This window comes from Comamonas sp. wu1-DMT (assembly GCF_040187805.1).
Lineage (GTDB): Bacteria > Pseudomonadota > Gammaproteobacteria > Burkholderiales > Burkholderiaceae_C > Comamonas > Comamonas thiooxydans.
In genome coordinates this window covers 1-23,202 of record NZ_JBANEM010000006.1, presented here as the reverse complement: position 1 = coordinate 23,202, position 23,202 = coordinate 1, and the positions used below count along the sequence as shown (strand labels likewise).

The window sequence follows — 23,202 nt, the reverse complement described above, 5'->3', positions numbered from 1 at the left end:
TTCAAGGACATACGCATGCACGATCTGGCGCGACAGGCCACCTCCTTTCTTTTCGTTCCTGCCACGCGACCCGAACGCCTTGGAAAGGCCATGGACAGCGGTGCCGACATGGTGATCGCCGACTGGGAGGATGCCGTGGCACCGGCCGACAAGGAGGGCGCGCGCCAGGCGCTGGCCCAGGCCGTGGAAGCGCTGGAAGGCACGCAGCGCGCACGCCTGCTGGTGCGCATCAACGCCGAAGGCACACCCTGGCATGCCGAGGACCTGCGCGCGCTGACGCAGCTGGTGGAGATGGGCGTGGCCGGCGTCGTGGTCTCCAAGGCCGAGCGTGCCCAGACCCTGCATGCGGTGGCCCGGGCTGCGGGGGCACAGGCGGCCTTGCTGCCCCTGATCGAGAGCGTGGCCGGACTGGACGCTGCGGCTACCCTGGCCGCGGCTCCTCAGGTGGTGCGGCTGGCCTTCGGCCATCTGGACTTCCAGGTCGATGCAGGCATGGCCTGCGGGCTGGAGGAGGAAGAGCTGCTGCCCATGCGCATGGCCCTGGTCCTGACCTCGCGCCGCGCCGGCATTGGCGCGGTCGTGGACGGCGTGACCGTGGAAACGCGCAACCCCGAACGACTGGCATTGGACGCGGCGCGCGCCAGGCGCATGGGCTTTGGCGGCAAGCTGTGCATTCACCCGGCCCAGGTGCAGCCCCTGCACGCCGTCTTCGACCCCGACCCCGCAGCCGTGGCCCATGCGCAGCGCCTGTGCCAGGCGCTGTCCGAGGCTGGCGGCGGTGTCTGCGTGCTGGACGGCCGCATGGTCGATGCGCCGGTGCTCCACATGGCACAGCAGACGTTGGCTCGTCACGCCCGGGCACAGCAGCGCATGCATCGCAAGACATAGTCTTATCAGACGTTGCCGGGCGCCGCAGTTTGCTCCAGATTCATGCTGCTTCAAGACACAAAGGGAAGAGCATGAACCAGGCTTTGATATGTGTGGTGACGGGGGCCAGCCGTGGCGTGGGCCGGGGTGTGGCGCTGGCGCTGGGTGCGTCGGGTGCAACCGTCTATGTGACGGGGCGCAGCGTGAAGGAGGGCGACTCGCCGCTGCCCGGTACGGTAGGCAGAACAGCTGCCGATGTGACGGCAGCCGGCGGCCACGGCATTGCCGTGGCCTGTGACCATGGCGATGATGTCCAGGTGGCGGCGCTGTTCGAGCGTGTGCGCCGCGAGCATGGTCGGCTCGACATTCTGGTCAATTGTGCGATTGCGATTCCCGATGCGCTGACCGTTCCCGGCCCCTTCTGGCAGAAGCCGCTGGAGATGACAGGGCTGCTCGATGTGGGTCTGCGTTCCACCTACGTGGCCAGTCATTGCGCGGCCGGCCTGCTGATCGCGGCGCGCGGCCTGGTGGTCAATATCTCGTCGGCAGGCAGCCGCTGCTATATGCATGGGCCGGCTTATGGCGCGGGCAAGGCCGGAACGGACAAGATGAGCTTCGACATGGCCCACGATTTCAGGCCTGCCGGCGTGAGTGTGGTTTCGCTCTGGCCCGGACTGGTCAGGACCGAGCGCTCCGAACGCGTCTGCGCGGCCGAGCCCGACAAGTACGGCGACAGCTTCGACAGCGCCGAAACGCCGCAATTCATAGGTCGGGTGGTACTGGCCTTGCATGGCGATGCCGACTGTCTGGAGCAGCGCTCCGGCGGCGTGTTCTATACGGCCGAGCTGGCCAGCGAGTATGGCGTGCAGGACATCGATGGCGCGCAGCCTGCGTCGCCGCGTGCCTACTTCGGCGCGCCACCGGAGTTCAGCCCAGTGGTGGTCGAATAGGCCGGTGCACTGACTGCACGCAAGAGCAGGGCCGTTGTGGCGACTACACTGCGGCCTTCTTTGCTTTTGCTGTACCCGGTCCGTGTCTGCTTCTGTCTCCCTTTCCCGCCGCTGCTGTCTGCATTTCTCCTTTTCGCTGCCCCTGGCTCTGGGGCTGTCGGCCTGTGCCACGACTACCCCCGAACAAAGCCAGGATGCGCTGATCCAGCGCTTTTACGCGCTGATGGCGGCTGGCGATTTCGACACCTGCATTGCCCTGATCTCGGCACGCAATATTTCCAGGAATCAGCTGGCGAGTTTTGAGCACAAGCTGCGCCGCATGCTGGCTGGCGCCAAGGGAATGATCGACGCCAAGGGCGGTCTGGCCAAGGTGGAAGTGGTGGAAAGAATAGTTTCCGAGGAGGAGCAGGTCATCAAGCTCAGGGTGCTGGTCAGCTATCGTGATGGCAGCACCCGCCGCGAGCGCATCAATCTGTTCCAGGAACAGGGCGTCTGGAAAGTGCAGCTGTGATTTCTCGGCGGCTGGCAATGGCCGCTGTGATGGCGCTGTCGGCCTGCTGTGCTGGCCTGGCTTTTGCAACGCCGCAGCTGCCGCCGCAGGCTGCGCCGGGTGATCTGATCTTTCGCCAGGGTACGGAGAACGTCAGCCAACTGGTGCAGGCCGTGGACGGTGGTGACTTCAGCCATGTGGGCATGCTGGTGGGCCGGCCCGGTCACTGGCAGGTGCTGCATGCCACGCCGTCCGAACGCGAGGGCCAGCCCGATGCCGTGGTGCTGGATTCGCTGGACTTTTTCCTGGGCGTTCAGCGCGCTCAGGCCTTTCGCCTGTATCAGGTCACGGCAGACCCCGGCACGCGTGAGCGGGCCGTGGCCTGGGCCATGGCGCAGCAGGGTAAGCCGTTTCAGCTGCAGGGTTCGGGCCAGGGCGTCTATTGCACCACGCTGGTCTGGCAGGCCTGGCTGCAAAGCGGCGTGGATCTAGAGGTGGTTTTCACCGAAGTGGAACTGCCGATTTTCGGGGGGAGCTACCTGCTGCCCGGCAAGCTGCTGCGCTCATCCCGTTTGCGCCCGCTGACGCCCTTGCTGTCGTTACGCTAGACCAGGGTTTCAGACGCCCAGATATTGCTGGCGTGCCGCCTTGTCGCTCGCCAGCTCGGCCATGCTGGCCGCGTGCACGATCTGGCCTTTTTCCAGCACATAGGCCCGGTCGGCCACGACTTCGGCAAACGGCAGGTTCTGCTCGCTGAGCAAGATGCCTATGCCCTGTGCCTTCAGCTCCAGAATCGTGCGCGCCATCTGCTCGACGATCAGCGGAGCAACCCCCTCGGAGGGCTCGTCCAGCAGCACCAGACAGGGCTGGCCCATCAGCGTGCGGGCCACGCTCAGCATCTGCTGCTCGCCACCGCTCATGCGCCCGCCAAGGCGCTCGGGCATCTCGCCCAGGTTGGGGAACAGCGCAAAAAGCTTTTCGGGCGTCCAGTGCGGCATGGCGGAGCCGTCGGGCCATCGGCGAGGCTTTTGCTTGCCGACCTCGAGGTTCTCCAGCACCGTCAGCTCGGTGAAGATGCGGCGATCCTCGGGCACATAGCCCAGGCCGCGCTGCGCGATCTGGTGCGAGGCTTTTTTCTCTATCGCCTCTCCCATGAAGCGAATGCTGCCCTCGCGGCGCGGAACCAGGGCGGCAATGCTTTTGAGCGTGGTGGACTTGCCAGCGCCATTGCGACCCATCAGCGCCACGACCTCGCCGCGTCCCACGGCCAGTGATACCTGATGCAGGATATGGGCCGCGCCATACCAGGCATCGAGGTTCTGAACTTCAAGCAATTTGGGGCTCTTGCCCTTATCCATCAAGCGCTGGTTGCTATGCATTTGATTCATTGCTGTTTTTCAAGAACGAGGCCGGTACCGAGGTAGGCCTGCTGTACGCGCGCGTCGTCGCGAATGGCTTGCGGCCTACCTTCGGCCAGCAGCTGGCCGCGCACCAGCACGGCCACACGGTCGGCCTGACCGAAAACCACGTCCATGCTGTGTTCGGTAAACAGCACGCCCATGCGGCGCTGCTGCGCCAGCTGGCGCGTCAGCTGCATCAGGGCCACACGCTCGCCCGGGGCCATGCCGGCCGTGGGTTCGTCCATGAGCAGCAGCAGCGGATCATGGGCCAGCGCCATGGCCAGCTCCACTCGCTTCACATCGCCATAGGCCAGAGCGCTGCAGGGGCGATCGGCCTGAGCCGCCATGCCCACCTGTTCCAGCAGGGCCAGGGCGTCCGCACGCCGGTGGCTGGCGGCACGCGGCCACCAACTGAAGATCCTGCGATCGGCCGACAGCAAGGCCATCTGCACGTTTTCCACCACGCTGAGCGAGGCAAAAGTCTGTGCAATCTGGAAGGTGCGTCCCACGCCCTTGCGCCAGATGGCGCGCGGCGGCAGGCCGGTGATGGAACGGCCGTTAAGCAGCACCTGGCCGCTGTCGGGCGGCAGCTGGCCGCCGACCATATTGAAGGTGGTGCTCTTGCCGGCGCCGTTGGGGCCGATCAGGGCCAGCAGCTCGCCTGCCTGCAGGCTGAATGAGACCTGCTGCACGGCCTTCACGCCGCCAAAGGCCTTGCTGAGGTTCTGTACTTGCAGCAGGTTCATGTCCTGGCTCCTGCTTTGTCCTTGCCGCATACCTTGCCACATGTGCGCGACCACAGCAGTTGTGCATAGCCTGCAATGCCCTGCGGTGCCAGCAGCACCAGAATCAGCATGGTCGCCCCCATCAGCGCGCGCCAGTATTCGGTGTTGCGTGCCACGGTGTCGTGCAGCCAGGTAAAGGCGGCCGCGCCCACCACGGGGCCGGCCAGTGTCTGCACGCCGCCCAGCAGCACCATGACCAGTGCATCCACCGACTTGGTGACAGACATGGTGTCGGGCGCAACGCCGCCCTTGCTGAAGGCAAACAGCGCTCCGGCCAGACCGGCAAACAGCCCGGCGATCACGAATGCCGTCCACTGAATGCGGCGCACGTCGATGCCGATGGCATCGGCCCGCAGAGCCGAGTCGCGCGATGCGCGCAGCGCATAGCCCAGCGGCGAAAACAGCAGGCGGCGCAGCAGATAGATGCCAAGCGCGCAGATGCCCAGAGCCAGCCAGTAAAACGCCGGTCCCTGCGATGCCCATTCGGGGGGCCAGACGCCGGTCAGGCCGTTGCTGCCGCCCGTGAAGTCATCCCACTGAAAGACGATGGCCCAGCTGATCTGCGCAAACGCCAGCGTCAGCATGGTCAGATAGACGCCCGACAGCCGCACGCAGAACCAGCCATAGAGCAGGGCGCCCGCAGCGGCGGCCAGGGGGCCGAGCAACAGCGCCGCTTCCATGGGCAAATCCAGCGTACGCACCAGCAGTGCCGCACCGTAGGCACCGAGGCCAAAGTAGGCCGCATGACCGAAGGAGTGCATGCCGCCGGGCCCGAGTATGAAGTGCAGACTGCTCGCAAACAGCGCGGCGACAAAGATATCGGCCAGCAGCACGGTGGCATAGCTGCCGCCTTCGGCGCCGCTTGCCATCAGCGGCAGCAGCACCAGCAAGGTCAGCAGGCTCAGCCAGGCGGCCGATGCGCCACGGCCTGCGCGGTGCAGAGGTTGCTCGGGTTCGCCCGCGTTGCGTGCCAGCGCCTGTGGCTTGCCCAGCAGGCCCCAGGGCCGCCAGATCAGCACCACGGCCATGACCAGGAACTCCACCACCAGCGTGAGCTTGGAGAACGATAGCTCAATGCCCGCGATCTCCTGCACGCCCAGCCAGATGCAGACGGCCTTGAGCTCTGCCACCAGCAGTGCCGCAATGAAGGCGCCCGGTATGCTGCCCATGCCGCCGACCACGACCACCACAAACGCGGCGCCAATGGTGAGCATGTCCATCTCCAGGCTGGCGGGCTCGCGCGGCAGCTGCAGCGCGCCGCCCAGGCCTGCCAGCAGCGTACCCAATGCGAAGACGGCGGTGAACAGCCAGGCCTGGTTGACGCCCAGGGCGTCCACCATTTCGCGGTCCTGCGTGGCGGCACGCACCAGGGTGCCAAAGCGGGTCCTGGTCAACAAAAGCGTCAGGCCCAGGAGGACGCAAGGGCCGACAGCTATCAAGAACAGATCGTAAGTGGGGAACTGGCGGCCCAGAATCTCCACCGAGCCTTCAAGCCCTGCGGCACGCGGGCCGAACAGTTCTTCGGGGCCCCACAGCCACAGCGCCGCATCCTTGATGACCAGTACCAGCGCAAACGTGGCCAGCAGCTGAAACAGCTCTGGCGCCTTGTAGATGCGGCGCAGAAGCAGTGTCTCGGTCAGCGCCCCCAGTGCGCCGCAGGCCAGCGGAGCCAGCAGCAGCGCGGGCCAGAAACCGATATGGGGCGAAAGCCGGTCCACGCTGCTGTAGGCGATGAAGGCGCCCAGCATATAGAAGGAGCCGTGGGCGAAGTTGATGGTGCGGGTGACACCGAAGATCAGCGACAGCCCGACCGAAACCAGAAACAGCGACGATGCGCTGGCCAGTCCGTTGAGCAACTGGGCCAGCAGGCCGGATGCACTCATGCTGCGTAGCTCCTGAAGCTCGACATAGTGTTTTCGGAGATGAAAAAGCCACCTGCTGCAGTGCAGGTGGCCTGGCATTTTCGCCGAAGCGGAATCAGTTCGCAGTCGCGGGGCGCAGCTTCTTCACTTCCTCGTCCGTGGGCTGGTAGTTCTTGCCGTCGGCATAGTGGTAGTCGACCAGCACGCCGCGTCCCAGCTTCTCGTCATAGGCGGTCTTGCCGATATAGGCGCCCATGGTGGACTGGTTGTCCTGTGCCCGGTAGGTGATGGGGCCGAAAGGCGTGGAGACTTCCAGGCCCTTGAAGGCCGCAATCAGCTTTTCGGTGTCGGGGTCACCCTTGGTCTTGCGCAGGCCTGCGGCAATCGACTGTATGGCGTTGTAGCCCACGATGGTGCCCAGGCGCGGGTAGTCCTTGAACCTGGCCTGATAGGCCTTGAGGAAGGCGGCATGCTCGGGGGTGTTGATGGAATACCAGGGGTAGCCGGTCACGGTCCAGCCGATAGGCGCTTCCTTCTTGAGCGGATCCAGGTATTCGGGCTCTGCCGTCAGCAGGCCCACGACTTCACGGCCCTTGAACAGGCCGCGTGTATTGCCTTCGCGCACGAATTTGCCCAGGTCGGTGGCGAACAGCACGTTGAAGATGGCATCGGGCTTGGCGTCAGCAAGCGCCTGCACGACGGAGCCGGCGTCGATCTTGCCCAGCGCAGGTGCCTGCTCGGCCACAAACTCGATATCGGGCTGCTTGGCCTTCATCAGCGTCTTGAAGGTGGCAACCGCGGACTGGCCGTATTCGTAGTTGGGGTAGACGATGGCCCAGCGCTTCTTCTTGAGCTTGAGCGCTTCCTCCACCAGCATGGCGGTCTGCATATAGGTGGAGCCGCGCAGACGGTAGGTGTAGTGATTGCCGTCGGCCCAGACGATCTTGTCGGTCAGCGGCTCGGAGGCGAGGAAGAAGCGCTTTTTCTGCTTGGCGTAATCGGTCAGTGCCAGGCCCACATGCGAGAGAAAACTGCCCGTGAGCACATCGATCTTTTCGCGCGTGTAGAGCTCTTCGGCGGCACGCACGGCATCGCCCGGCGTGGCGTTGTCGTCGCGCACGATGAGCTGCAGCTTCTTGCCGGCAATGCCGCCTGCGGCATTAACCTGTTCAACCGCCAGTTCCATTCCCTTCTTGTAGGGCTCCAGAAACGCGGGTTGAGCCTTGTAGCTGTTGATTTCGCCAATCTTGATCACGCCCTGTGCCCAGGCGGGCAGGGCGGCCAGTGTCAGCAGGGGCAGGGACCAGCGCAGCTGCATTGTCATTCTCCTTGGTTCTAGATGGGCGACCATGGCCTGAGACACAGGGTCGCCGCAATCACTAATGCTCAATCTGAGCATTTATATAGACAAATAAAGCGCTTGTTCAAAGCGCGTGGGGAATGATCCTAGAGCAGCGTTTTCCCTGAGTCAAGAACGGCGGGGCAGTTTTTCGTCGATACCGCAGTATCGGACAGCTTCATTCTGCTTATCACTATTCGATCTCAAGACATTGATGGGTGATTCACCCGTTTCTGTGCAATTGCCGGACAATATAGGTCTTGTCCCGCTTGGCAACCGGCAGCCAACGCGCTAGCAGCCCTGACCTGCAGTGCCCCGCCACCGCCCAGCATTTGCCGCGCAGGTTTTCTGCTTAGAGTTTTTATTTCAGACGAATCATGAGTGCTTTTCTTGAAGAACGCGTGCTGTCCGTCCACCACTGGACCGACCGTCTTTTCTCCTTCACCACCACCCGCGACACATCGCTGCGCTTTTCCAACGGCCACTTCACCATGATCGGCCTGAAGGTGGATGGCAAGAACCTGCTGCGCGCCTACTCCATCGCCAGCCCCAATTACGAAGAGCATCTGGAGTTCCTGTCCATCAAGGTTCCCGAAGGCCCTCTGACTTCCAAGCTGCAGAACATCCAGGTGGGTGACACCATCATCGTGGGCAAGAAGCCCACAGGCACGCTGCTGATCGACTATCTGCTGCCCGGCAAGAATCTGTATCTGATCGGCACGGGCACCGGCCTGGCTCCCTGGCTGGCTGTGGCGCGAGACCCCGAGACCTATGAGCGTTTCGACAACGTGGTCGTGGTGCATGGCGTGCGTCAGGTGCAGGAGCTGGCCTATCAGGAGCTGTTCGAGAAGGAATTGCCCGAGCATGAATTCCTCGGCGATATCGTCAAGGGCAAGCTGCACTACTACCCCACGGTGACACGCGAGCCCTTCCGCAACCAGGGCCGTATCTCGGCCCAGATCAACAACGGCACCTTCCCGCAAAACCTGGGTCTGCCCGATCTGAATCCCGAGACCGATCGCGTCATGCTGTGCGGCAGCCCCGCCATGCTGTCCGAACTCAAGGAGCTGCTGGAAAAGCGCGGCTTCAAGGAAGGCAACACCACCACGCCCGGCGACTTCGTCATTGAGCGTGCATTTGTGGAAAAGTGATTCCACCTTGCCCCGAGCAAAAGGCCTGCATCAGCAGGCCTTTTTACATTGTCGACATGACGCAGATGGTTGCGAGCCCAGGTATGGCAGTCGATCTCGGCGGCTTCATATGTTCTCCCCTGCATTTTCGGGAAGACGCTGCACATCCATGGGTGTGGCGCTGGACGGCTTGCGCGAGACAAACGGGATGCCCAGCTGGACCTTGGATTTGCTGCAGGCCTTGGCCGTGGCGGCCGAGAACAGCAGGATGGCCGAGGTGAAATAAAACCACATCAGCACGACCACCAGCGAGCCGGCTGCGCCATAGGCCGATACCACGGCGGCGGTGGACAGATACCAGGCCAGGGCCTGTTTGCCGATGGTGAACAGGGCTGCTCCCGTCAGCGAGCCCAGCAGCAGGTATCTGGTGACGGGTTTGATGCCGCTACCCATGCGCATCAGACCCCAGAACAGCAGCACCGCAATGCCGAAGGACAGGCCCTCGTTGATCAGTCCCATCAGCGGGCCCAGCGGCACAAGCTGCAACTCGTCATTGGCCCATTTGGTGATCATCTGGATGGCGGTCGAAAGCACCATGGACACCAGCAGCAAAAAGCCCAGGCCCACGACATAGCTCAATCCCCACAGACGTGAGATGGCCATGCTCCACCAGGGCTTGTTTTCCTGCGGGCGAGACTCTTCGCCCATGGACCAGAGCTTGTCCAGCGAAGCCTGCAGCTCCACAAATACACCGGTGGCGCCCGAGAGCATCATCACCAGACCGAGTACGGACGCTAGCGAGCCCTGATTGGCATTCTGGGCGCTGGCCAGAGCGCTCTTGACGACCTGTGCCGCGCGCTCCCCGACCACGCTTTGTATCTGGCTGATCAAGGTGCTTTCCACATAGCTGCGATCCAGCCACCAGCCCAGCAGCCCCACGACGGCCAGCAACAGCGGCGCCAGGCTCAGCATGCCGTAAAACGACATGGCGGCACTCATGCGCAGACCGTCGGCCTGCAGCCAGAGCTGTACGGAGTCGATCAGCGGTTGCAGGGGTTGGGCGAGGCGTCGCAGCTTGTGCTGCCAGCCGGAGGTATCAAAAGCCATGTGTCGAATTCTGGTTGCTGAACCATGGTGGTTTTGTCAGCCTATGTCTGCTGGCAGTGAGTACGGGCAAATATTTTGTAATTTCCGCCTGCATTCTGGCAACTCTGCCATGGTGGTCGATTTCAGCGGTTTCAAGTTTTCATCCTTTATCCGTTGAGCGATGAATGCTCACTTTTTTGAGTTATGAATCCAACTTCGTCGGCTTCTTTAAAGAAAGCGCATCGGGGTTTTCTCTAGTCAACTACGCTTGGCGACTCTCTGTGTGTCGTAGTTCAATCCGGGTTTGCACCAGTCAAAGTGCAACCATTGAACTACAAAAAAATACCATCCCTCTTCAAGAAGGCTGGCAAGACGAGACACATTACATGCAGACTTCCTTTTCCACCGCTTCTCCTGCAGATCGCGTGCTTTGCCCTGTCTTGCGCGAGCGCATCATGACGGCGGACCAGGCCGCCGGCCTGATTCAATCCGGCATGACGCTGGGCATGAGCGGCTTCACACCCGCAGGTGCACCCAAGGCTGTGCCCCAGGCACTGGCACGCCGCATTGAAGAGCGCAACGCCAACGGCGGAAACTTCCGCATCAGTCTGTGGACGGGGGCTTCGACCTCGCCCGAACTCGATGGCGCACTGGCCAAGGTACATGGCATTGAACGCCGTCTGCCCTATCAGTCGGACCCAACAGTGCGCAAGGAGATCAACGAGGGCCGCATGCAGTATGTGGACATCCATCTGTCCCATGTGGCGCAGCATGTGTGGTTCGGCTTCCTTGGTCATCTTGACGTGGCGGTGATCGAGGTTGCGGGAGTCTTGCCAGACGGTCGCCTGATTCCGTCGACCTCGGTGGGCAACAACAAGACCTGGCTGGAGCAGGCCGACAAGATCATTCTCGAGGTCAACAGCGCACAGCCCGCCGAACTCGAAGGCATGCACGATATCTACTACGGCGCGGCCGTGCCGCCAAAGCGCAAGCCCATACCCATGGAGCATCCGTTCGACCGCATCGGCGAGCCCTATCTGCATTGCGATCCGAGCAAGGTGATTGCCGTGGTGCCCACCGCCCAGCGCGACAGGCTGGCGGCATTCACGGCACCCGATGAAGGCTCCATGCGCATTGCCGAGAACATCATCGACTTTTTGCAGCACGAGGTGAAGGCGGGCCGCTTGCCGCCAGAGTTGCTGCCTCTGCAGTCGGGCGTTGGCAATATCGCCAACGCCGTGCTGGCGGGGCTGAACAAGGGCCCGTTCGACCACCTGAACGCCTATACCGAGGTTCTGCAGGACGGCATGCTGGACATGCTGGAGTCGGGCAAGCTCGATACTGCATCGACCACCTCGCTGGCGCTGAGCCCGGCGGCCATGGAGCGCTTTCTGGCCAATATCGACTACTACCGCCAGCGCATCATGCTGCGCCCGCAGGAGATATCGAACCACCCGGAGCTGATCCGCCGCATGGGTTTGATTTCGATGAACGCGCTGATCGAGGCCGATATGTACGGCAACGTCAACAGCACGCATGTCATGGGCTCGTCCATCATGAACGGCATTGGCGGCAGCGGCGACTTTGCACGCAACGCCTATCTGTCCATCTTCATGACGCCATCCACGGCCAAGGGCGGCAAGATCAGCTGCATCGTGCCCATGGTCTCCCATGTCGATCACACCGAGCACGACGTGCAGGTCATCGTGACCGAGCAGGGTCTGGCCGATCTGCGCGGCCTGGCTCCGGTGCAGCGCGCGCGTCTGATCATCGAGAAATGCGTGCACCCCGACTACAAGGCGGCGATGAGCGAGTACCTGGAGCGCGCGCTGCGCGACGCACCGGGCAAGCACACGCCGCATTTGCTCGACCAGGCTTATGCCTGGCATCAGCGCTATCTGAAGACGGGCTCCATGCAGGCCTGAGGGCGCATGCGCAAACCGGAAACGCTGCCATGGCAGCGTTTCTGGCGATTCTGTCTGCAGCTCAGGCAACAGCTTCGCAAAGCGCTCTGGATTTGCAAGCGTTTCAGAGGTGAGGGCGCCGTACGGCTTCAGGTCACCGGGGCCGGGTTGAACAGCACCAGCGCGTTATGCAACTGCCAATGCTCGGCCCAGGTCTTTTTGCGGCCGCTGGCGACATCGAGCATCAGCCTGAACATCTCCCAGCCTATGTCTTCGATCGTGGCCTCGCCGTCGGCAATGCGTCCGGCGTTGATATCCATCAGATCGTGCCAGCGTCGCGCCAGGTCGCTGCGCGTGGCCACCTTGATCACCGGCACCTGAGCCAGACCGTAAGGCGTGCCGCGGCCCGTGGTGAAGACATGCAGGTTCATGCCGGCCGCCAGCTGCAGCGTGCCGCAGATGAAGTCGCTGGCCGGCGTGGCCGCATAGACCAGACCCTGGCTGATGTCGCGATCGGCCAGCCGCTGACCCGGTGACAGCACGCCGGTGATGGGGGCTGTACCGCTCTTGATGATGGAGCCCATGGCCTTTTCGACGATGTTCGACAATCCGCCTTTTTTATTGCCCGGTGTGGTGTTGGCGCTGCGGTCCACACGGCCCTTGTCCAGATAGGCGTCGTACCAGGCCATTTCCTCGATCATGGCTTCGGCCACTTCGGGGCTTGCAGCGCGTGAGGTGAGCTGGTCTATGCCGTCGCGCACCTCGGTCACCTCGCTGAACATCACGGTGGCGCCCGCGCGCACCAGCAGGTCGGTGCAAAAGCCCACGGCCGGGTTGGCGGTGACGCCGCTGAAGGCGTCGCTGCCCCCGCATTGCACGCCCACCACCAGGGCGCTGGCAGGCACGGTCTCGCGGCGGCGGGCGTCGAGGCGGCGCAGATGCTGCTCGGCCTGGCGCATGATGGAGTCGATCATGGACATAAAGCCCACATGGGCCTCGTCCTGCAGACAGACCACGTCCAGTTCGGGTTCACGCTCGTCGACGATGGGAAAGCTGCCTGGCGGCAGCAGGCGCTCGGGTTGCAGCTTTTCACAGCCCAGGCTGACCACCATGACCTCGCCGCCGAAGTTCGGGTTGCGGCTGATATTGCGCAGCGTGCGCTGCGGGATCTCTGCTCCCACGGCATCGATGGCCACGCCGCAGCCATAGCTGTGCTCCAGACCCACCACATCGTCAACATGGGGGTAGCGTGGCAGCAGCTCGGACTTGATGCGGCGCACCGCAAAGTCGAGCACCCCGGCCACGCATTGCACCGTGGTGGTGATGGCCAGGATGTTGCGCGTGCCCACCGTACCGTCCGCATTGCGGTAGCCCTCGAAGCTATAGCCTGTCAGCGGCTCCAGCACGGGCGGCTTGACGGTGGCGATGGGCAGGCCCTCAAGCGAGCGTGCCTCGGGCATCTGCAGCAAGCGCTCATGCACCCAGCTGCCGGCAGCAATGGGCTTGAGCGCATAGCCGATGATCACGTTGTAGCGGCGCACCTCACCGCCTTCGGGAATGTCCACCAGCGCCACCTTGTGCGCCTGCGGCACCTTGTCGAGCAGCGTGAGGCCGGACGGAAGCACAGTGCCCGCAGGCAGGCCGCCGTCGTTGGCAACAATGGCAACGTTGTCGGCCGGATGCATGCTGATGGAAAGCGGAAGTGGGGTACTCATGTCAATGTCTCAATTTTTTAGGTGCCTGTCGCAATCGGAGTGCAGCCCTCGCAGACTTCAGGTTCCCAACTCAGGAACGCCGAGCAAGAGCCGCCTTGCGGCGAAGGCGTTGTCCCCCTCCACGAAGTGAGAAGGGGGACGGCGCGAAGCGCCTCAGGGGGTCATTCAGCTTTTATTCCAGCTGACTTGATCACCTTGGCCCATTTGCTCACCTCGGCCTTCTGGTAGTCGGCCAGCTCGACGGTGCTCATGTTCGACGGCAGCATGCCGAAGTTCTTGAGGCGGGCCTGGACTTCGGGAGTGGCCACGATCTTCAGGATTTCGGCATGCAGACGGTCCACGATGGGCTTGGGCGTGCCCGCAGGGGCGAAAACGGCCTGCCAGGAGCCCATGTCGAAACCCTTCTCGCCGGCCTCGGCAATCGTGGGTACATCGGGCAGTGATTCCAGGCGCTTGGAGCTGCTCACGGCGATGGGGCGCAGCTTGCCGGACTGGATGTGGGGGCCGACAACCAGGGCCGTGTCGAACATCATGTCCACCTGTCCGCCCATGACATCCTGCACGGCGGGACCGCTGCCCTTGTAGGGCACATGGGTGAACTTCACGCCGGTCTGGTAGGCCAGCAGTTCCAGTGCCATGTGATTGGAGGTGCCGTTGCCTGGAGAGGCCGAGGTCAGACCGCCAGAGGAGGCCTTGGCCTTGCTGCCGGCCAGCACGTCGGCCAGAGTCTTGTAGGGGCTGGAGGCGGGCACCACCAGGACCAGAGGGCCGGAGCCGAGCATAGCGACGGGCGTGAAGGACTTGACGGGGTCATAGTCCAGCTTGGAGTACAGGCTGACATTGATGGCGTGCGAGCTGATGGTGCCGCCCAGAATGGTGTAGCCGTCGGCCGGGGCACGTGCTGCCAGCGCCGAACCCACGCTGCCGCCGGCGCCGCCCTTGTTCTCGATGACCACGGGCGTGCCCAGGGCCTTGCTCAGCGGCTGCGCAATCACGCGCGCCAGGGTGTCGGTATTGCCGCCGGGGGGGGAACGGCACCAGATAGGTGATGGGCTTGCCCGTGGGCCAGTTGCCCTGTGCCAGGGCCGGTGCGGCGACAAGGGATGTTCCCAGCAGCAGGGCGCTGGCGGCGAGGGTGGATTGAAGCAGGGAGCGGCGTTGCATGATGGTTGTCTCCGGTTGAAAAGCGTCTTTTTGCGCTGTGGAAAGGGGGCGATCGAACCAGCTCGGCTTGGGCTGGATGTTTGCTCTTTGCGGTCTCTATGTGCAGGGGGCTGGAGTTCAGAAGCGCGGTTGTTTGCCGGTGAATTCCGGATCGTATTTGCGCATCTGGCCCAGGTCGTCGCGGTTGCGAATGCCGCAATGCAGATAGTTGTCGTGCAGTCGGTCCAGGGCCTCGCGGTCCAGGGTCACGCCCAGGCCGGGTGTGGTGGGCACGCGCAGGCTGCCCTGCTCGAACTGCAGGCGGCCGCCTTCGACGACCTCCTCGTCCTGCCATGGATAGTGGGTGTCGCAGGCATAGGTCAGCAGGGGCACGCTGGCGCACAGATGAGTCATGGCCACCAGGCTCACGCCCAGATGGGAGTTGCTGTGCATGGACAGGCCCAGGTCGAAGGTGCGGCACAGCGTGGACAGGCGCTGTGTGGCACGTAGGCCGCCCCAGTAATGGTGGTCGCTGAGCACGATCTTCACGGGGCAGCCCATGTCGGCGTTGCGGCGGAACTCGGCAAAGTCCGTCACCACCATATTGGTGGCCAAGGGCACATCGCACTCGCGTGCCACGGCGGCCATGCCATCCAGGCCCGGGGCAGGGTCCTCGTAGTACTCGAGCACGCCGCGCAACTGCTGCACGATCTTCAGGCTGGTTTCCACGGTCCAGTTGCCATTCGGGTCAATGCGCAGCGGTGTGCCGGGGAAAGCCTCGGCCAGCGCCAGGATGCCGGCAGCTTCCTGCTCGGGCGGCAGCGTGCCGGCCTTGAGCTTGATGCTCTGGAAGCCGTATTGGTCGATCATGCGCCGGGCCTGGGCCACGAGCTGGGCCGGCGTCAGGGCTTCGCCCCAGGCGTCGGGTGCATAGGGCTGGCCCACATGTTCGGCGTATTTGTAGAACAGGTAGGCCGAGTAGGGCACGCGGTCGCGTGCGGGTCCGCCCAGCAGGTCGACGATGGGAGCCTGGGCCATCTGGCCCTGCAGGTCCAGCATGGCGACCTCGAAGGCGCTGACTACCTTGGCCACGGTCTTGGAGACATGGGTGCCAGGGGCCAGCGAGACCTGCTGACCCAGAAATTCCGAGGCCGTGAGCTTGGGCGGGGTGACCAGGGCGGCGACACGGGCCTCCATTTCATTGAGCGCCCAGGGCGAGAGCCCGACCAGGGCCGGTGCGACCTTGGCCAGAGCATCCAGCATGGGCTGGTCGCCATAGCTCTCGTTGATGCCGACCAGGCCGGAAGCAGTCTCGATCTCGATGATGGAGCGCAACGCCCAGGGCTCGTGAATGCCGGCGGCGTTGAGCAGCGGCGGATCACGGAAGGCAATCGGCGTGATGCGGATGTGGCGGATCTGGTGAGAAGTGCTCATCTTGAGATGACTGGTGCGGCGCAGGAGCTGCGGGCCGAGGTTGAAATAGGGAGTCTTTGTGGTATGTTGTCGTACAACTGAAAGCCATTATCATCAGGCTCATGAGTACTCAGACATCGGAATTACCCCAATCAACCCCGTCTTTGCCGCTGACGGAGGGGTACGCGCTGCGCAGCAAAACCAGCAAGGGCAGCCGCAGTCTGGCGAATCTGTTGTCCGAGGAGTTCGAGCACAAGATCCGTCAGGGCCTGCTGCATGAGGGGGACAAGCTGCCCACCGAGTCCGAACTCGTGCGCAGCTATGACGTCAGCCGCACCGTGGTGCGCGAAGCCTTGTCCAAATTACAGGCTGCGGGGCTGGTCGAAACCCGCCATGGCATAGGCACGTTTGTGCTGCCCGCGCGCCAGAGTGCAAGCCCCATGCTCAGCGCGCGCGAGCTCAGCGAGTCCGTCGATGTGCTGGCCGTGCTGGAGCTGCGCATCAGTCTGGAGACCGAGGCTGCCGGTCTGGCTGCTCAGCGCCGCAGTGAAGCCCATCTGAAGGTAATGAGCGAGGCTCTGCAGGAGTTCGAGCATCATTTCGCCCTGGGGCACGACACCGTCGAACATGATCTGGCCTTTCACCTGAGCATCGCGCAGGCCACAGGCAACCGGTATTTTCAGGACATCCTTCAGCATTTCGGGACGCTGTTGATTCCGCGCAATCGCATCGCCTCCATGCATACGCCGGCACGCGATCCCGACTATCTGCGCCGGGTGAACCGCGAGCACGAGGAGATCTATGCCGCCATCGTGCGCCAGGATGCCGATTCGGCACGCGCCGCCATGCGCATCCATCTGACCAACTCGCGGGAGCGTTTGCGCCTGGCCCAGCGCCTGAGTCTGAGCGCAGAGTCCTGAGCCCGCCGTGCCCAGGCGCCTGGGCGGGCGCTTGATGGAAGAGCCTGACCGCAGCAACGGGCGATGGACTGCCCGCGGCACCCGGCGGTCGCTGTGGCTCCGCTGCGCCAAACATATGAAGGCGATTTAAAAATGATAGCTTGAAACGCTCTTCATTATTGAGTTTGAAGCGTATTTAATGGATGAGAGTCGCACGCGCTGAAACCTGATCAACGGCGGTGACCCGTGCTTACCCTTAGAAAAAATGTCTTGGTGTTCAGAAAAACCTAGTTGTATGATGACTGACCACAACAAGGAGACATTTCACCATGGTCCGACGCTCGCACTTTCTGCGCTCTCTGCTGGCCCTGGCGGCCGGCGGTTTGCTGTCGTCCACATTGCTGGCTGCCGATGCCTGGCCCAGCAAACCCATCCGCCTGGTCGTTCCCTATCCTCCCGGCGGCAGCTCCGACATCATTGCGCGTTCCATCGGGCAGCTGATCTCCCAGGAGCTCAAGCAGACCGTGGTGATCGACAACAAGCCCGGCGCCAATGGCAATCTGGGCGCTGAATTCGTCGCCCGTGCACCGGCCGATGGCTATACCTGGCTGCTCTGCGATCTCGGTGCACTGGCCATCTCTCCCTCGATCTATACCAAGCTCAGCTTCGATCCTTCCAAGGCGCTGCGTGGTGCGGCCATGCTGGCCTATTCGCCCCATATGCTGGTGGTGCACCCCTCCGTCCAGGCCAGCAATCTCAAGGAGCTGGTGGAGCTGTCCAAGAAGCAGGACCTGAACTTTGCCGTCACCGCATCGGGCAGTGCTCCCCATCTGGCTGGCGTGGAGCTGGCCCGCATCACTGGCGCCAAATGGGTGTATGTGCCCTACAAGGGCGGCGTGCAGTCGGTGCAGGACACGGTGGCAGGCCAGACCCAGGTGCTGATGAACGGCATGCTGGCCACCTATCCGCATGTGCAAAGCGGCAAGCTCAAGCTGCTGGGCATTTCCAAGAACACCCGCATGCCCCTGATCGTCGATGTGCCGACGCTGGCGGAGCAGGGCGCACAGGGTTTTGCCTCGGGCACCTGGCAGGGTGTGGTGCTGCCCGCCAAGACGCCTGAAGCCGTGGTGCAGCGTGTGAACCAGGTGTTGCTCGCTGCCATCCGCTCCACCGAGGTCCGCTCCCGACTGACCGGCCAGGGTGCCGAGGTCGTCACGATGACGCCCGCAGAAACCGACAAATTCTTCAACGCCGAGCGCGCGCGCTGGCGCACCGTGGTGCAAGCCGCCCAACTGCAGCTGGATTGAGCTGCCAGATCTTTTTTGCTCTCCTCTATTCAAGGATTACCATGACACCCCAAGACCTCAAAGACGTGATGAGTTCCGGCCTGCTGTCCTTCCCCGTGACGGACTTCGATGCCCAGGGCAACTTCAATGCCAAGGGCTATGCCGCGCGCCTTGAATGGCTGGCTCCCTATGGCGCCAGTGCCCTGTTCGCCGCCGGTGGCACGGGCGAATACTTCTCGCTGTATGGCGAGGAATACGGCCAGATCATCAAGACCGCCGTGGATACCTGCCGTGGCAAGGTGCCGATCATCGCCGGCGCCGGCGGTCCCACCCGCAATGCCATCGCCCATGCCCAGGAGGCTGAACGACTGGGTGCTCACGGCATTTTGCTGATGCCTCATTACCTGACCGAAGCCGGCCAGGAAGGCCTGATCGCCCATGTGGAGCAGGTCTGCAAGAGCGTGAAGTTCGGCGTCATCGTCTACAACCGCGACCGCTCTCGCTTCACGCCTGAATCCCTGGCCATCCTGGCCGAGCGCTGCCCCAACCTGGTGGGCTTCAAGGACGGTCTGGGCAATATCGAGACCATGTCCTCCATCTTCATGAAGATGGGTGATCGCTTCGCCTATCTGGGCGGACTGCCCACGGCCGAGGTCTACGCGGCCGCCTACAAGGCTCTGGGCACGCCGGTGTATTCCTCTGCAGTCTTCAACTTCATCCCCAGGACGGCGATGGCGTTCTACGAAGCCGTGCGCACCGATGACCAGGCCACGCAGCACAAGCTGCTCAAGGAATTCTTCATGCCCTACCTGAAGATCCGCAACCGTGTCGAAGGCTACGGCGTGAGCATCATCAAGGCCGGCGCCAAGCTGGTCGGCCACGATGCCGGTCCCGTGCGCGCTCCCCTGACCGACCTCAAGCCTGCCGAGATGGAAGAACTCAAGGTACTGATCGACAAGCTCGGCCCCCAGTAAGACCCGATGCAGGGGTCAGGCCAAGAACCGGGCCCCGCGTCTTCAGGAGACAAGGCATGAAAAAGATACTGATCACGCTGGGTGCCACCCTGGCCCTGGCCGCCCAGGCGGCCGGCAACTTTCCCGACCGGCCCGTGAACATCATCGTGCCGTTCCCGGCTGGCGGCTCCACCGACACAGTGGCGCGTGCGGTGGCCCTGAGCATGGCCGAGCAACTGGGCAAGCCCTTTGTCGTGGAAAACCGTCCTGGAGCCACGGGCACCATCGGTGCGGGAGCCGTCAAGCGTGCGGCGGCCGATGGCTACACCCTGCTGGTGGCTTCGCTGGGCCCTTTTGTGGTGACCCCTCATATGGTGAAGAACGTGCCCTATGACGCCAGCAAGGATTTCGACTACATCACCATCCCCGTGCAGGCGCCCAATGTGCTCGTTGCCAGCCCGACGCAAAAGGCCCGCAGCGTGAGCGAGGTGATTGCCGCGCTCAAGGCCAGTCCCGGCAAGATCAGTTTTGCAAGCTCCGGCAATGGCTCTTCGGATCATTTGTCGGCCGAGCTGTTCTGGCAGCAAACGGGCACCGAAGCCGTGCATGTGCCCTACAAGGGCGGAGCACCGGCCATCACCGATCTGCTGGGTGGACAGGTGGATTTTTCCTTCCAGAACGTCAATGCCGTCCTGCCTCATCTGCGTAGCGGCAAGCTGCGCGCCATTGCCGTGACCGGAACCCAGCGTTCGCCCGTGCTGCCCGATGTGCCCACACTGGCCGAGTCCGGCGTCAAGGGGGCCGAGGTCTATTCGTGGCAAGGCATGGCCGCTCCCAAGGGCCTGCCGGTCGATGTGAAGGCCAGATTGTCCAAGGCCGCGATCGCCGCCGTTCAGCAGCCCGACATCCGCAAGCGCTTTGTGGAACAAGGGCTGGAAATCGTGGGCAACACGCCCGAAGAATTCACGCGCTTTCAGGCACAGGAGAACGAGCGCTGGAAGCAACTGATCCATACCCGCAAGATCACCGCAGATTGAGCTAGAAACAACGGGACGGCCCCCAGGCCGTTTCCCGCAGGCCAGCCACCACGCAGGCCCTTTTCACCGGGGCTTTCAGTCCCCGCAAGTTCCAAGGATTTCAAGGCATGGCGACCATCCGACCACGCGTTCTTCAATACGGCCAGATGCCACTGGCCCAACTCGACGCCGAACTGGCTCAGGCCTATGACGTACATATCCTTTCTCAGGAAGCCGATCCCGACCGTTTCTTGGCCGAGCATGGAGCGCAGTTCGAATACCTGGTCACCTCGGCCGCCATGGGCCTGCCCGCCCATGTGGTCGACGCTCTGCCAAAGCTCAAGTTCGTGAGCAGCTTCGGCGTGGGCTTCGATGCCCTGGACAAGGATGCCCTGCTGCGCCGCGGCGCGCGTGTGGGCTACACGCCCGGCGTGCTCGACGACTGTGTGGCCGACCTGGCCTTTGCCCTGCTGCTGGACGCTACACGCGGCCTCAGCGAATCCGACCGTTTCGTGCGCCGCGGCGACTGGAGCCGGGGCCGCTTTGGCATCCGCACCCGCGCCAGCGGCAAGCGTCTGGGCATCTTCGGCATGGGCCGCATCGGCAGCACCGTGGCGCGCCGCGCCTCGGGCTTCGACATGGAAGTGGCCTACCACAACCGCCGCCCCGTCGAAGGCTCGTCCTACCAGTACCTGCCCTCGCTGCTGGAGCTGGCGCGCTGGGCCGACATCCTGGTCATCACCGCCGCCGGCGGTGAAGGCACGCGCCACCTGGTGAATGCCGAAGTGCTGGCCGCGCTGGGCCCGCAGGGCTTCCTGGTCAACGTGGCCCGCGGCAGCGTGGTCGACGAGGTCGCCCTGGCCGATGCCCTGGAGAACAAGCGCATCGCCGGTGCGGGCCTCGACGTATTCGAGGACGAGCCCCGCCCCCTGCCGGCCCTGCTGGCCCTGGACAACGTGGTGCTGGCACCCCATATCGCCAGCGGCACCCACGAAACCCGCCGTGCCATGGCCGACCTGGTGCTGCTGAATCTGCAGCAGTTCATCGCCACGGGCCGCCCAGCGGCCGAGGTGCCTTGGTCCGCCGCGCAGTGATGTCCCTTTCCCTCCGAGTCTGTTGAAGAGTCTTCCCATGTCCACTACCCCGACCATCACCGCCATCGAAGTCATTCCCGTCGCCGGCCGCGACGGCATGCTCATGAACCTCAGCGGCGCGCATGCGCCCTACTTCACGCGCAACATCGTGCTGGTGCACGACAGCGCGGGCCGTACCGGGGTGGGCGAGGTGCCGGGCGGCGAAGGCATTCGCCAGGCGCTGGAGGACAGCAAGCAGGTGTTGATCGGCCGCTCCATCGGCCAGCACCTGCAGCTGCTGCAAGAGCTGCAGAAATCCCTGGAAGGCCGCGACACCGGCGGCCGCGGCTTGCAGACCTTTGATCTGCGCATCGGCGTGCACGCGGTCACGGCCATCGAATCCGCCCTGCTGGACCTGCTGGGCCAGCACCTGGGCGTGCCCGTGGCCGCACTGCTGGGCGAAGGCCAGCAGCGCGATCGCGTGGAAATGCTGGGCTACCTGTTCTTCGTGGGCCCCAGCGACAAGACCGGCCTGGACTACGTCAAGCCCGGCGAAGACAAGCTGGGCACGGACGACTGGACCCAGGTGCGCCACATGACGGCCATGACGCCCGAGGCCATCGTGCGCCAGGCCGAAGCGGCCTACGCACGCTACGGCTTCAACGACTTCAAGCTCAAGGGCGGCGTGCTGGCCGGCGAGCAGGAAGTCGAAGCCGTGACCGCGCTGGCCAAGCGTTTCCCCGAGGCACGCGTCACCCTGGACCCCAACGGCGGCTGGCTGCTCAAGGACGCCATCCGCCTGATGCGCGATATGCGCGGCGTGCTGGCCTATGCCGAAGACCCCTGCGGCGCCGAAGGCGGTTTCTCGGGCCGCGAGGTCATGGCTGAATTTCGCCGCGCTACCGGCCTGCCCACGGCCACCAACATGGTCGCCACCGACTGGCGCCAGATGGTGCACGCCCTGTCGCTGCAGTCCGTGGACATCCCGCTGGCCGACCCCCATTTCTGGACCATGGCCGGCTCGGTGCGCGTGGGCCAGACCTGCCGCGACTGGGGCCTGACCTGGGGCTCGCACTCCAACAACCATTTCGACATCTCGCTGGCCATGTTCACCCATGTGGCCGCCGCGGTGCCCGGCAAGGTCACGGCCATCGATACACACTGGATCTGGCAGGACGGCCAGCACCTCACGCAGCAACCCCTGCAGATCAAGGGCGGTTTTGTGGAGGTGCCCAAGACCCCCGGCCTGGGGGTGACCGTGGACCGCGAGGCGCTCAAGCGCGCCAATGCCCTGTATCTGGAGCACGGCCTGGGCGCGCGTGACGACGCCATTGCCATGCAGCACCTGATCCCCGGCTGGAAGTTCGACAACAAACGGCCTTGCATGGTGAGGTAATGCCTCCCCCCTGAGGCGCTGTGCGCCTTCCCCCCCCAGGGGGACGACGCCATCGCTGCGGGGCGGCGCGGCCGGCCAGGCCCTTGCTCGGCGTCTCTGGCCTGGGCCGCGCCCTGATTTGCACGACGCTTGCTTCGCGTTCCTCTTTTTCTTACGGAGAACTCCATGTCCCGCTACGACAATCTCATCAATGGCCAGTGGACGGCTGCTGACAGTTATTCCCCCAACACCAATCCCAGCGATCTGTCCGATCTGATCGGCGCGTACGCCCAGGGCGGAGCATCCGATGTGCAGGCCGCCGTGTCTGCTGCCGCTGCAGCGTTTCCGGCCTGGTCCACCTCGGGCATACAGGCGCGCTCCGACGCCCTGGACAAGATAGGCACGGAGATCCTGGCACGCAAGGCGGAGCTGGGCGAGCTGCTGGCCCGCGAAGAAGGCAAGACCCTGCCCGAAGCCATTGGCGAAGTCGGCCGCGCGGGCCAGATCTTCAAGTTC

Annotated in this window: 20 protein-coding genes and 1 pseudogene; 13 read left to right on the top strand and 8 right to left on the bottom strand. The window is 63.7% G+C overall.

Annotated features, from left to right (window positions below; translation table 11 throughout):
- Window positions 1–15: 15 nt before the first annotated feature.
- From V8Z78_RS10505 to V8Z78_RS10490, 4 genes are all read left to right on the top strand, one after another.
- Window positions 16–888, top strand: a complete 873-nt coding sequence (locus tag V8Z78_RS10505; protein ID WP_280040772.1) for an HpcH/HpaI aldolase/citrate lyase family protein — start codon at window positions 16–18, stop codon at window positions 886–888.
- 71 nt (window positions 889–959) lie between these two features.
- A complete protein-coding gene (locus tag V8Z78_RS10500; protein WP_202788058.1) occupies window positions 960–1,817 on the top strand; it encodes an SDR family NAD(P)-dependent oxidoreductase in 858 nt (285 codons plus the stop codon).
- A gap of 82 nt (window positions 1,818–1,899) precedes the next feature.
- Entirely contained in the window at window positions 1,900–2,328 is a 429-nt protein-coding gene (locus V8Z78_RS10495; protein WP_003070444.1) for a DUF4878 domain-containing protein, read from the top strand.
- Window positions 2,329–2,345: 17 nt separating this feature from the next.
- Window positions 2,346–2,915, top strand: coding sequence for a YiiX/YebB-like N1pC/P60 family cysteine hydrolase (locus tag V8Z78_RS10490; RefSeq protein WP_231879762.1), 570 nt, complete (start codon window positions 2,346–2,348; stop codon window positions 2,913–2,915).
- A 9-nt stretch (window positions 2,916–2,924) separates the two neighbouring features.
- Here V8Z78_RS10490 and V8Z78_RS10485 read toward each other — a convergent pair whose 3' ends face one another.
- The 4 genes from V8Z78_RS10485 to V8Z78_RS10470 form a co-directional block, all read right to left on the bottom strand.
- Entirely contained in the window at window positions 2,925–3,695 is a 771-nt protein-coding gene (locus tag V8Z78_RS10485) for an ABC transporter ATP-binding protein (RefSeq protein WP_057094373.1), read from the bottom strand.
- Window positions 3,692–4,453 (bottom strand): ABC transporter ATP-binding protein, encoded by a 762-nt coding sequence (locus V8Z78_RS10480; protein WP_003070441.1) that lies wholly within the window; start codon window positions 4,451–4,453, stop codon window positions 3,692–3,694. The genes V8Z78_RS10485 and V8Z78_RS10480 overlap by 4 nt, the downstream gene beginning before the upstream one ends.
- A complete protein-coding gene (locus V8Z78_RS10475) occupies window positions 4,450–6,375 on the bottom strand; it encodes an ABC transporter permease (RefSeq protein WP_349731333.1) in 1,926 nt (641 codons plus the stop codon). The genes V8Z78_RS10480 and V8Z78_RS10475 overlap by 4 nt, the downstream gene beginning before the upstream one ends.
- Before the next feature lie 94 nt (window positions 6,376–6,469).
- Window positions 6,470–7,672 carry an ABC transporter substrate-binding protein gene (locus V8Z78_RS10470; protein WP_279090431.1) on the bottom strand — a complete coding sequence of 401 codons (1,203 nt, stop codon included), beginning with the start codon at window positions 7,670–7,672 and terminating at the stop codon, window positions 6,470–6,472.
- A gap of 398 nt (window positions 7,673–8,070) precedes the next feature.
- Here V8Z78_RS10470 and V8Z78_RS10465 point away from each other — a divergent pair, with 398 nt between their 5' ends.
- Window positions 8,071–8,844 (top strand): ferredoxin--NADP reductase, encoded by a 774-nt coding sequence (locus V8Z78_RS10465; protein WP_003059561.1) that lies wholly within the window; start codon window positions 8,071–8,073, stop codon window positions 8,842–8,844.
- Window positions 8,845–8,949: 105 nt separating this feature from the next.
- Here V8Z78_RS10465 and V8Z78_RS10460 read toward each other — a convergent pair whose 3' ends face one another.
- Window positions 8,950–9,930 (bottom strand): YihY/virulence factor BrkB family protein, encoded by a 981-nt coding sequence (locus tag V8Z78_RS10460; protein ID WP_279090428.1) that lies wholly within the window; start codon window positions 9,928–9,930, stop codon window positions 8,950–8,952.
- Between the two features lie 365 nt (window positions 9,931–10,295).
- Here V8Z78_RS10460 and scpC point away from each other — a divergent pair, with 365 nt between their 5' ends.
- Complete coding sequence (gene scpC, locus V8Z78_RS10455) at window positions 10,296–11,834, top strand: succinyl-CoA:acetate CoA-transferase ScpC (RefSeq protein ID WP_349731332.1); 1,539 nt, start codon at window positions 10,296–10,298, stop codon at window positions 11,832–11,834.
- Between the two features lie 128 nt (window positions 11,835–11,962).
- Here scpC and garD read toward each other — a convergent pair whose 3' ends face one another.
- From garD to V8Z78_RS10440, 3 genes and pseudogenes are all read right to left on the bottom strand, one after another.
- The gene (gene garD / locus V8Z78_RS10450) at window positions 11,963–13,528 is read right to left on the bottom strand and encodes a galactarate dehydratase (protein WP_349731331.1); all 1,566 of its coding nucleotides are present in this window, start codon (window positions 13,526–13,528) and stop codon (window positions 11,963–11,965) included.
- A gap of 161 nt (window positions 13,529–13,689) precedes the next feature.
- Window positions 13,690–14,692 (bottom strand): annotated as a pseudogene (locus V8Z78_RS10445) (Bug family tripartite tricarboxylate transporter substrate binding protein).
- Between the two features lie 117 nt (window positions 14,693–14,809).
- Entirely contained in the window at window positions 14,810–16,105 is a 1,296-nt protein-coding gene (locus V8Z78_RS10440; protein ID WP_349731330.1) for a glucarate dehydratase family protein, read from the bottom strand.
- Window positions 16,106–16,206: 101 nt separating this feature from the next.
- Between V8Z78_RS10440 and V8Z78_RS10435 the strand changes: the two genes are divergently transcribed.
- From V8Z78_RS10435 to V8Z78_RS10405, 7 genes are all read left to right on the top strand, one after another.
- The gene (locus V8Z78_RS10435) at window positions 16,207–17,004 is read left to right on the top strand and encodes a FadR/GntR family transcriptional regulator (protein WP_034347898.1); all 798 of its coding nucleotides are present in this window, start codon (window positions 16,207–16,209) and stop codon (window positions 17,002–17,004) included.
- Between the two features lie 308 nt (window positions 17,005–17,312).
- Window positions 17,313–18,290 carry a Bug family tripartite tricarboxylate transporter substrate binding protein gene (locus V8Z78_RS10430; protein WP_349731329.1) on the top strand — a complete coding sequence of 326 codons (978 nt, stop codon included), beginning with the start codon at window positions 17,313–17,315 and terminating at the stop codon, window positions 18,288–18,290.
- Window positions 18,291–18,331: 41 nt separating this feature from the next.
- Entirely contained in the window at window positions 18,332–19,243 is a 912-nt protein-coding gene (gene kdgD / locus V8Z78_RS10425) for a 5-dehydro-4-deoxyglucarate dehydratase (RefSeq protein ID WP_034351488.1), read from the top strand.
- Between the two features lie 56 nt (window positions 19,244–19,299).
- Window positions 19,300–20,259, top strand: coding sequence for a Bug family tripartite tricarboxylate transporter substrate binding protein (locus V8Z78_RS10420; RefSeq protein WP_349731328.1), 960 nt, complete (start codon window positions 19,300–19,302; stop codon window positions 20,257–20,259).
- A gap of 107 nt (window positions 20,260–20,366) precedes the next feature.
- Window positions 20,367–21,332, top strand: a complete 966-nt coding sequence (locus V8Z78_RS10415) for a 2-hydroxyacid dehydrogenase (RefSeq protein WP_003070429.1) — start codon at window positions 20,367–20,369, stop codon at window positions 21,330–21,332.
- Between the two features lie 37 nt (window positions 21,333–21,369).
- Window positions 21,370–22,707 (top strand): enolase C-terminal domain-like protein, encoded by a 1,338-nt coding sequence (locus V8Z78_RS10410; RefSeq protein WP_349731327.1) that lies wholly within the window; start codon window positions 21,370–21,372, stop codon window positions 22,705–22,707.
- A gap of 165 nt (window positions 22,708–22,872) precedes the next feature.
- Window positions 22,873–23,202 (top strand): aldehyde dehydrogenase family protein (locus V8Z78_RS10405; RefSeq protein ID WP_349731326.1); only part of this gene is annotated, 330 nt, incomplete at its 3' end.

What these genes read in the sequence shown, in the direction of transcription:
- V8Z78_RS10505 (WP_280040772.1), top strand. Translation starts at nt 16, where the DNA reads ATGCACGATCTGGCGCGACAGGCCACCTCCTTTCTTTTCGTTCCTGCC.
- V8Z78_RS10500 (WP_202788058.1), top strand. Translation starts at nt 960, where the DNA reads ATGAACCAGGCTTTGATATGTGTGGTGACGGGGGCCAGCCGTGGCGTG.
- V8Z78_RS10490 (WP_231879762.1), top strand. Translation starts at nt 2,346, where the DNA reads ATGGCCGCTGTGATGGCGCTGTCGGCCTGCTGTGCTGGCCTGGCTTTT.
- V8Z78_RS10485 (WP_057094373.1), bottom strand. Translation starts at nt 3,695, where the DNA reads ATGAATCAAATGCATAGCAACCAGCGCTTGATGGATAAGGGCAAGAGC.
- V8Z78_RS10480 (WP_003070441.1), bottom strand. Translation starts at nt 4,453, where the DNA reads ATGAACCTGCTGCAAGTACAGAACCTCAGCAAGGCCTTTGGCGGCGTG.
- V8Z78_RS10475 (WP_349731333.1), bottom strand. Translation starts at nt 6,375, where the DNA reads ATGAGTGCATCCGGCCTGCTGGCCCAGTTGCTCAACGGACTGGCCAGC.
- V8Z78_RS10470 (WP_279090431.1), bottom strand. Translation starts at nt 7,672, where the DNA reads ATGCAGCTGCGCTGGTCCCTGCCCCTGCTGACACTGGCCGCCCTGCCC.
- V8Z78_RS10465 (WP_003059561.1), top strand. Translation starts at nt 8,071, where the DNA reads ATGAGTGCTTTTCTTGAAGAACGCGTGCTGTCCGTCCACCACTGGACC.
- V8Z78_RS10460 (WP_279090428.1), bottom strand. Translation starts at nt 9,930, where the DNA reads ATGGCTTTTGATACCTCCGGCTGGCAGCACAAGCTGCGACGCCTCGCC.
- scpC (WP_349731332.1), top strand. Translation starts at nt 10,296, where the DNA reads ATGCAGACTTCCTTTTCCACCGCTTCTCCTGCAGATCGCGTGCTTTGC.
- garD (WP_349731331.1), bottom strand. Translation starts at nt 13,528, where the DNA reads ATGAGTACCCCACTTCCGCTTTCCATCAGCATGCATCCGGCCGACAAC.
- V8Z78_RS10440 (WP_349731330.1), bottom strand. Translation starts at nt 16,105, where the DNA reads ATGAGCACTTCTCACCAGATCCGCCACATCCGCATCACGCCGATTGCC.
- V8Z78_RS10435 (WP_034347898.1), top strand. Translation starts at nt 16,207, where the DNA reads ATGAGTACTCAGACATCGGAATTACCCCAATCAACCCCGTCTTTGCCG.
- V8Z78_RS10430 (WP_349731329.1), top strand. Translation starts at nt 17,313, where the DNA reads ATGGTCCGACGCTCGCACTTTCTGCGCTCTCTGCTGGCCCTGGCGGCC.
- kdgD (WP_034351488.1), top strand. Translation starts at nt 18,332, where the DNA reads ATGACACCCCAAGACCTCAAAGACGTGATGAGTTCCGGCCTGCTGTCC.
- V8Z78_RS10420 (WP_349731328.1), top strand. Translation starts at nt 19,300, where the DNA reads ATGAAAAAGATACTGATCACGCTGGGTGCCACCCTGGCCCTGGCCGCC.
- V8Z78_RS10415 (WP_003070429.1), top strand. Translation starts at nt 20,367, where the DNA reads ATGGCGACCATCCGACCACGCGTTCTTCAATACGGCCAGATGCCACTG.
- V8Z78_RS10410 (WP_349731327.1), top strand. Translation starts at nt 21,370, where the DNA reads ATGTCCACTACCCCGACCATCACCGCCATCGAAGTCATTCCCGTCGCC.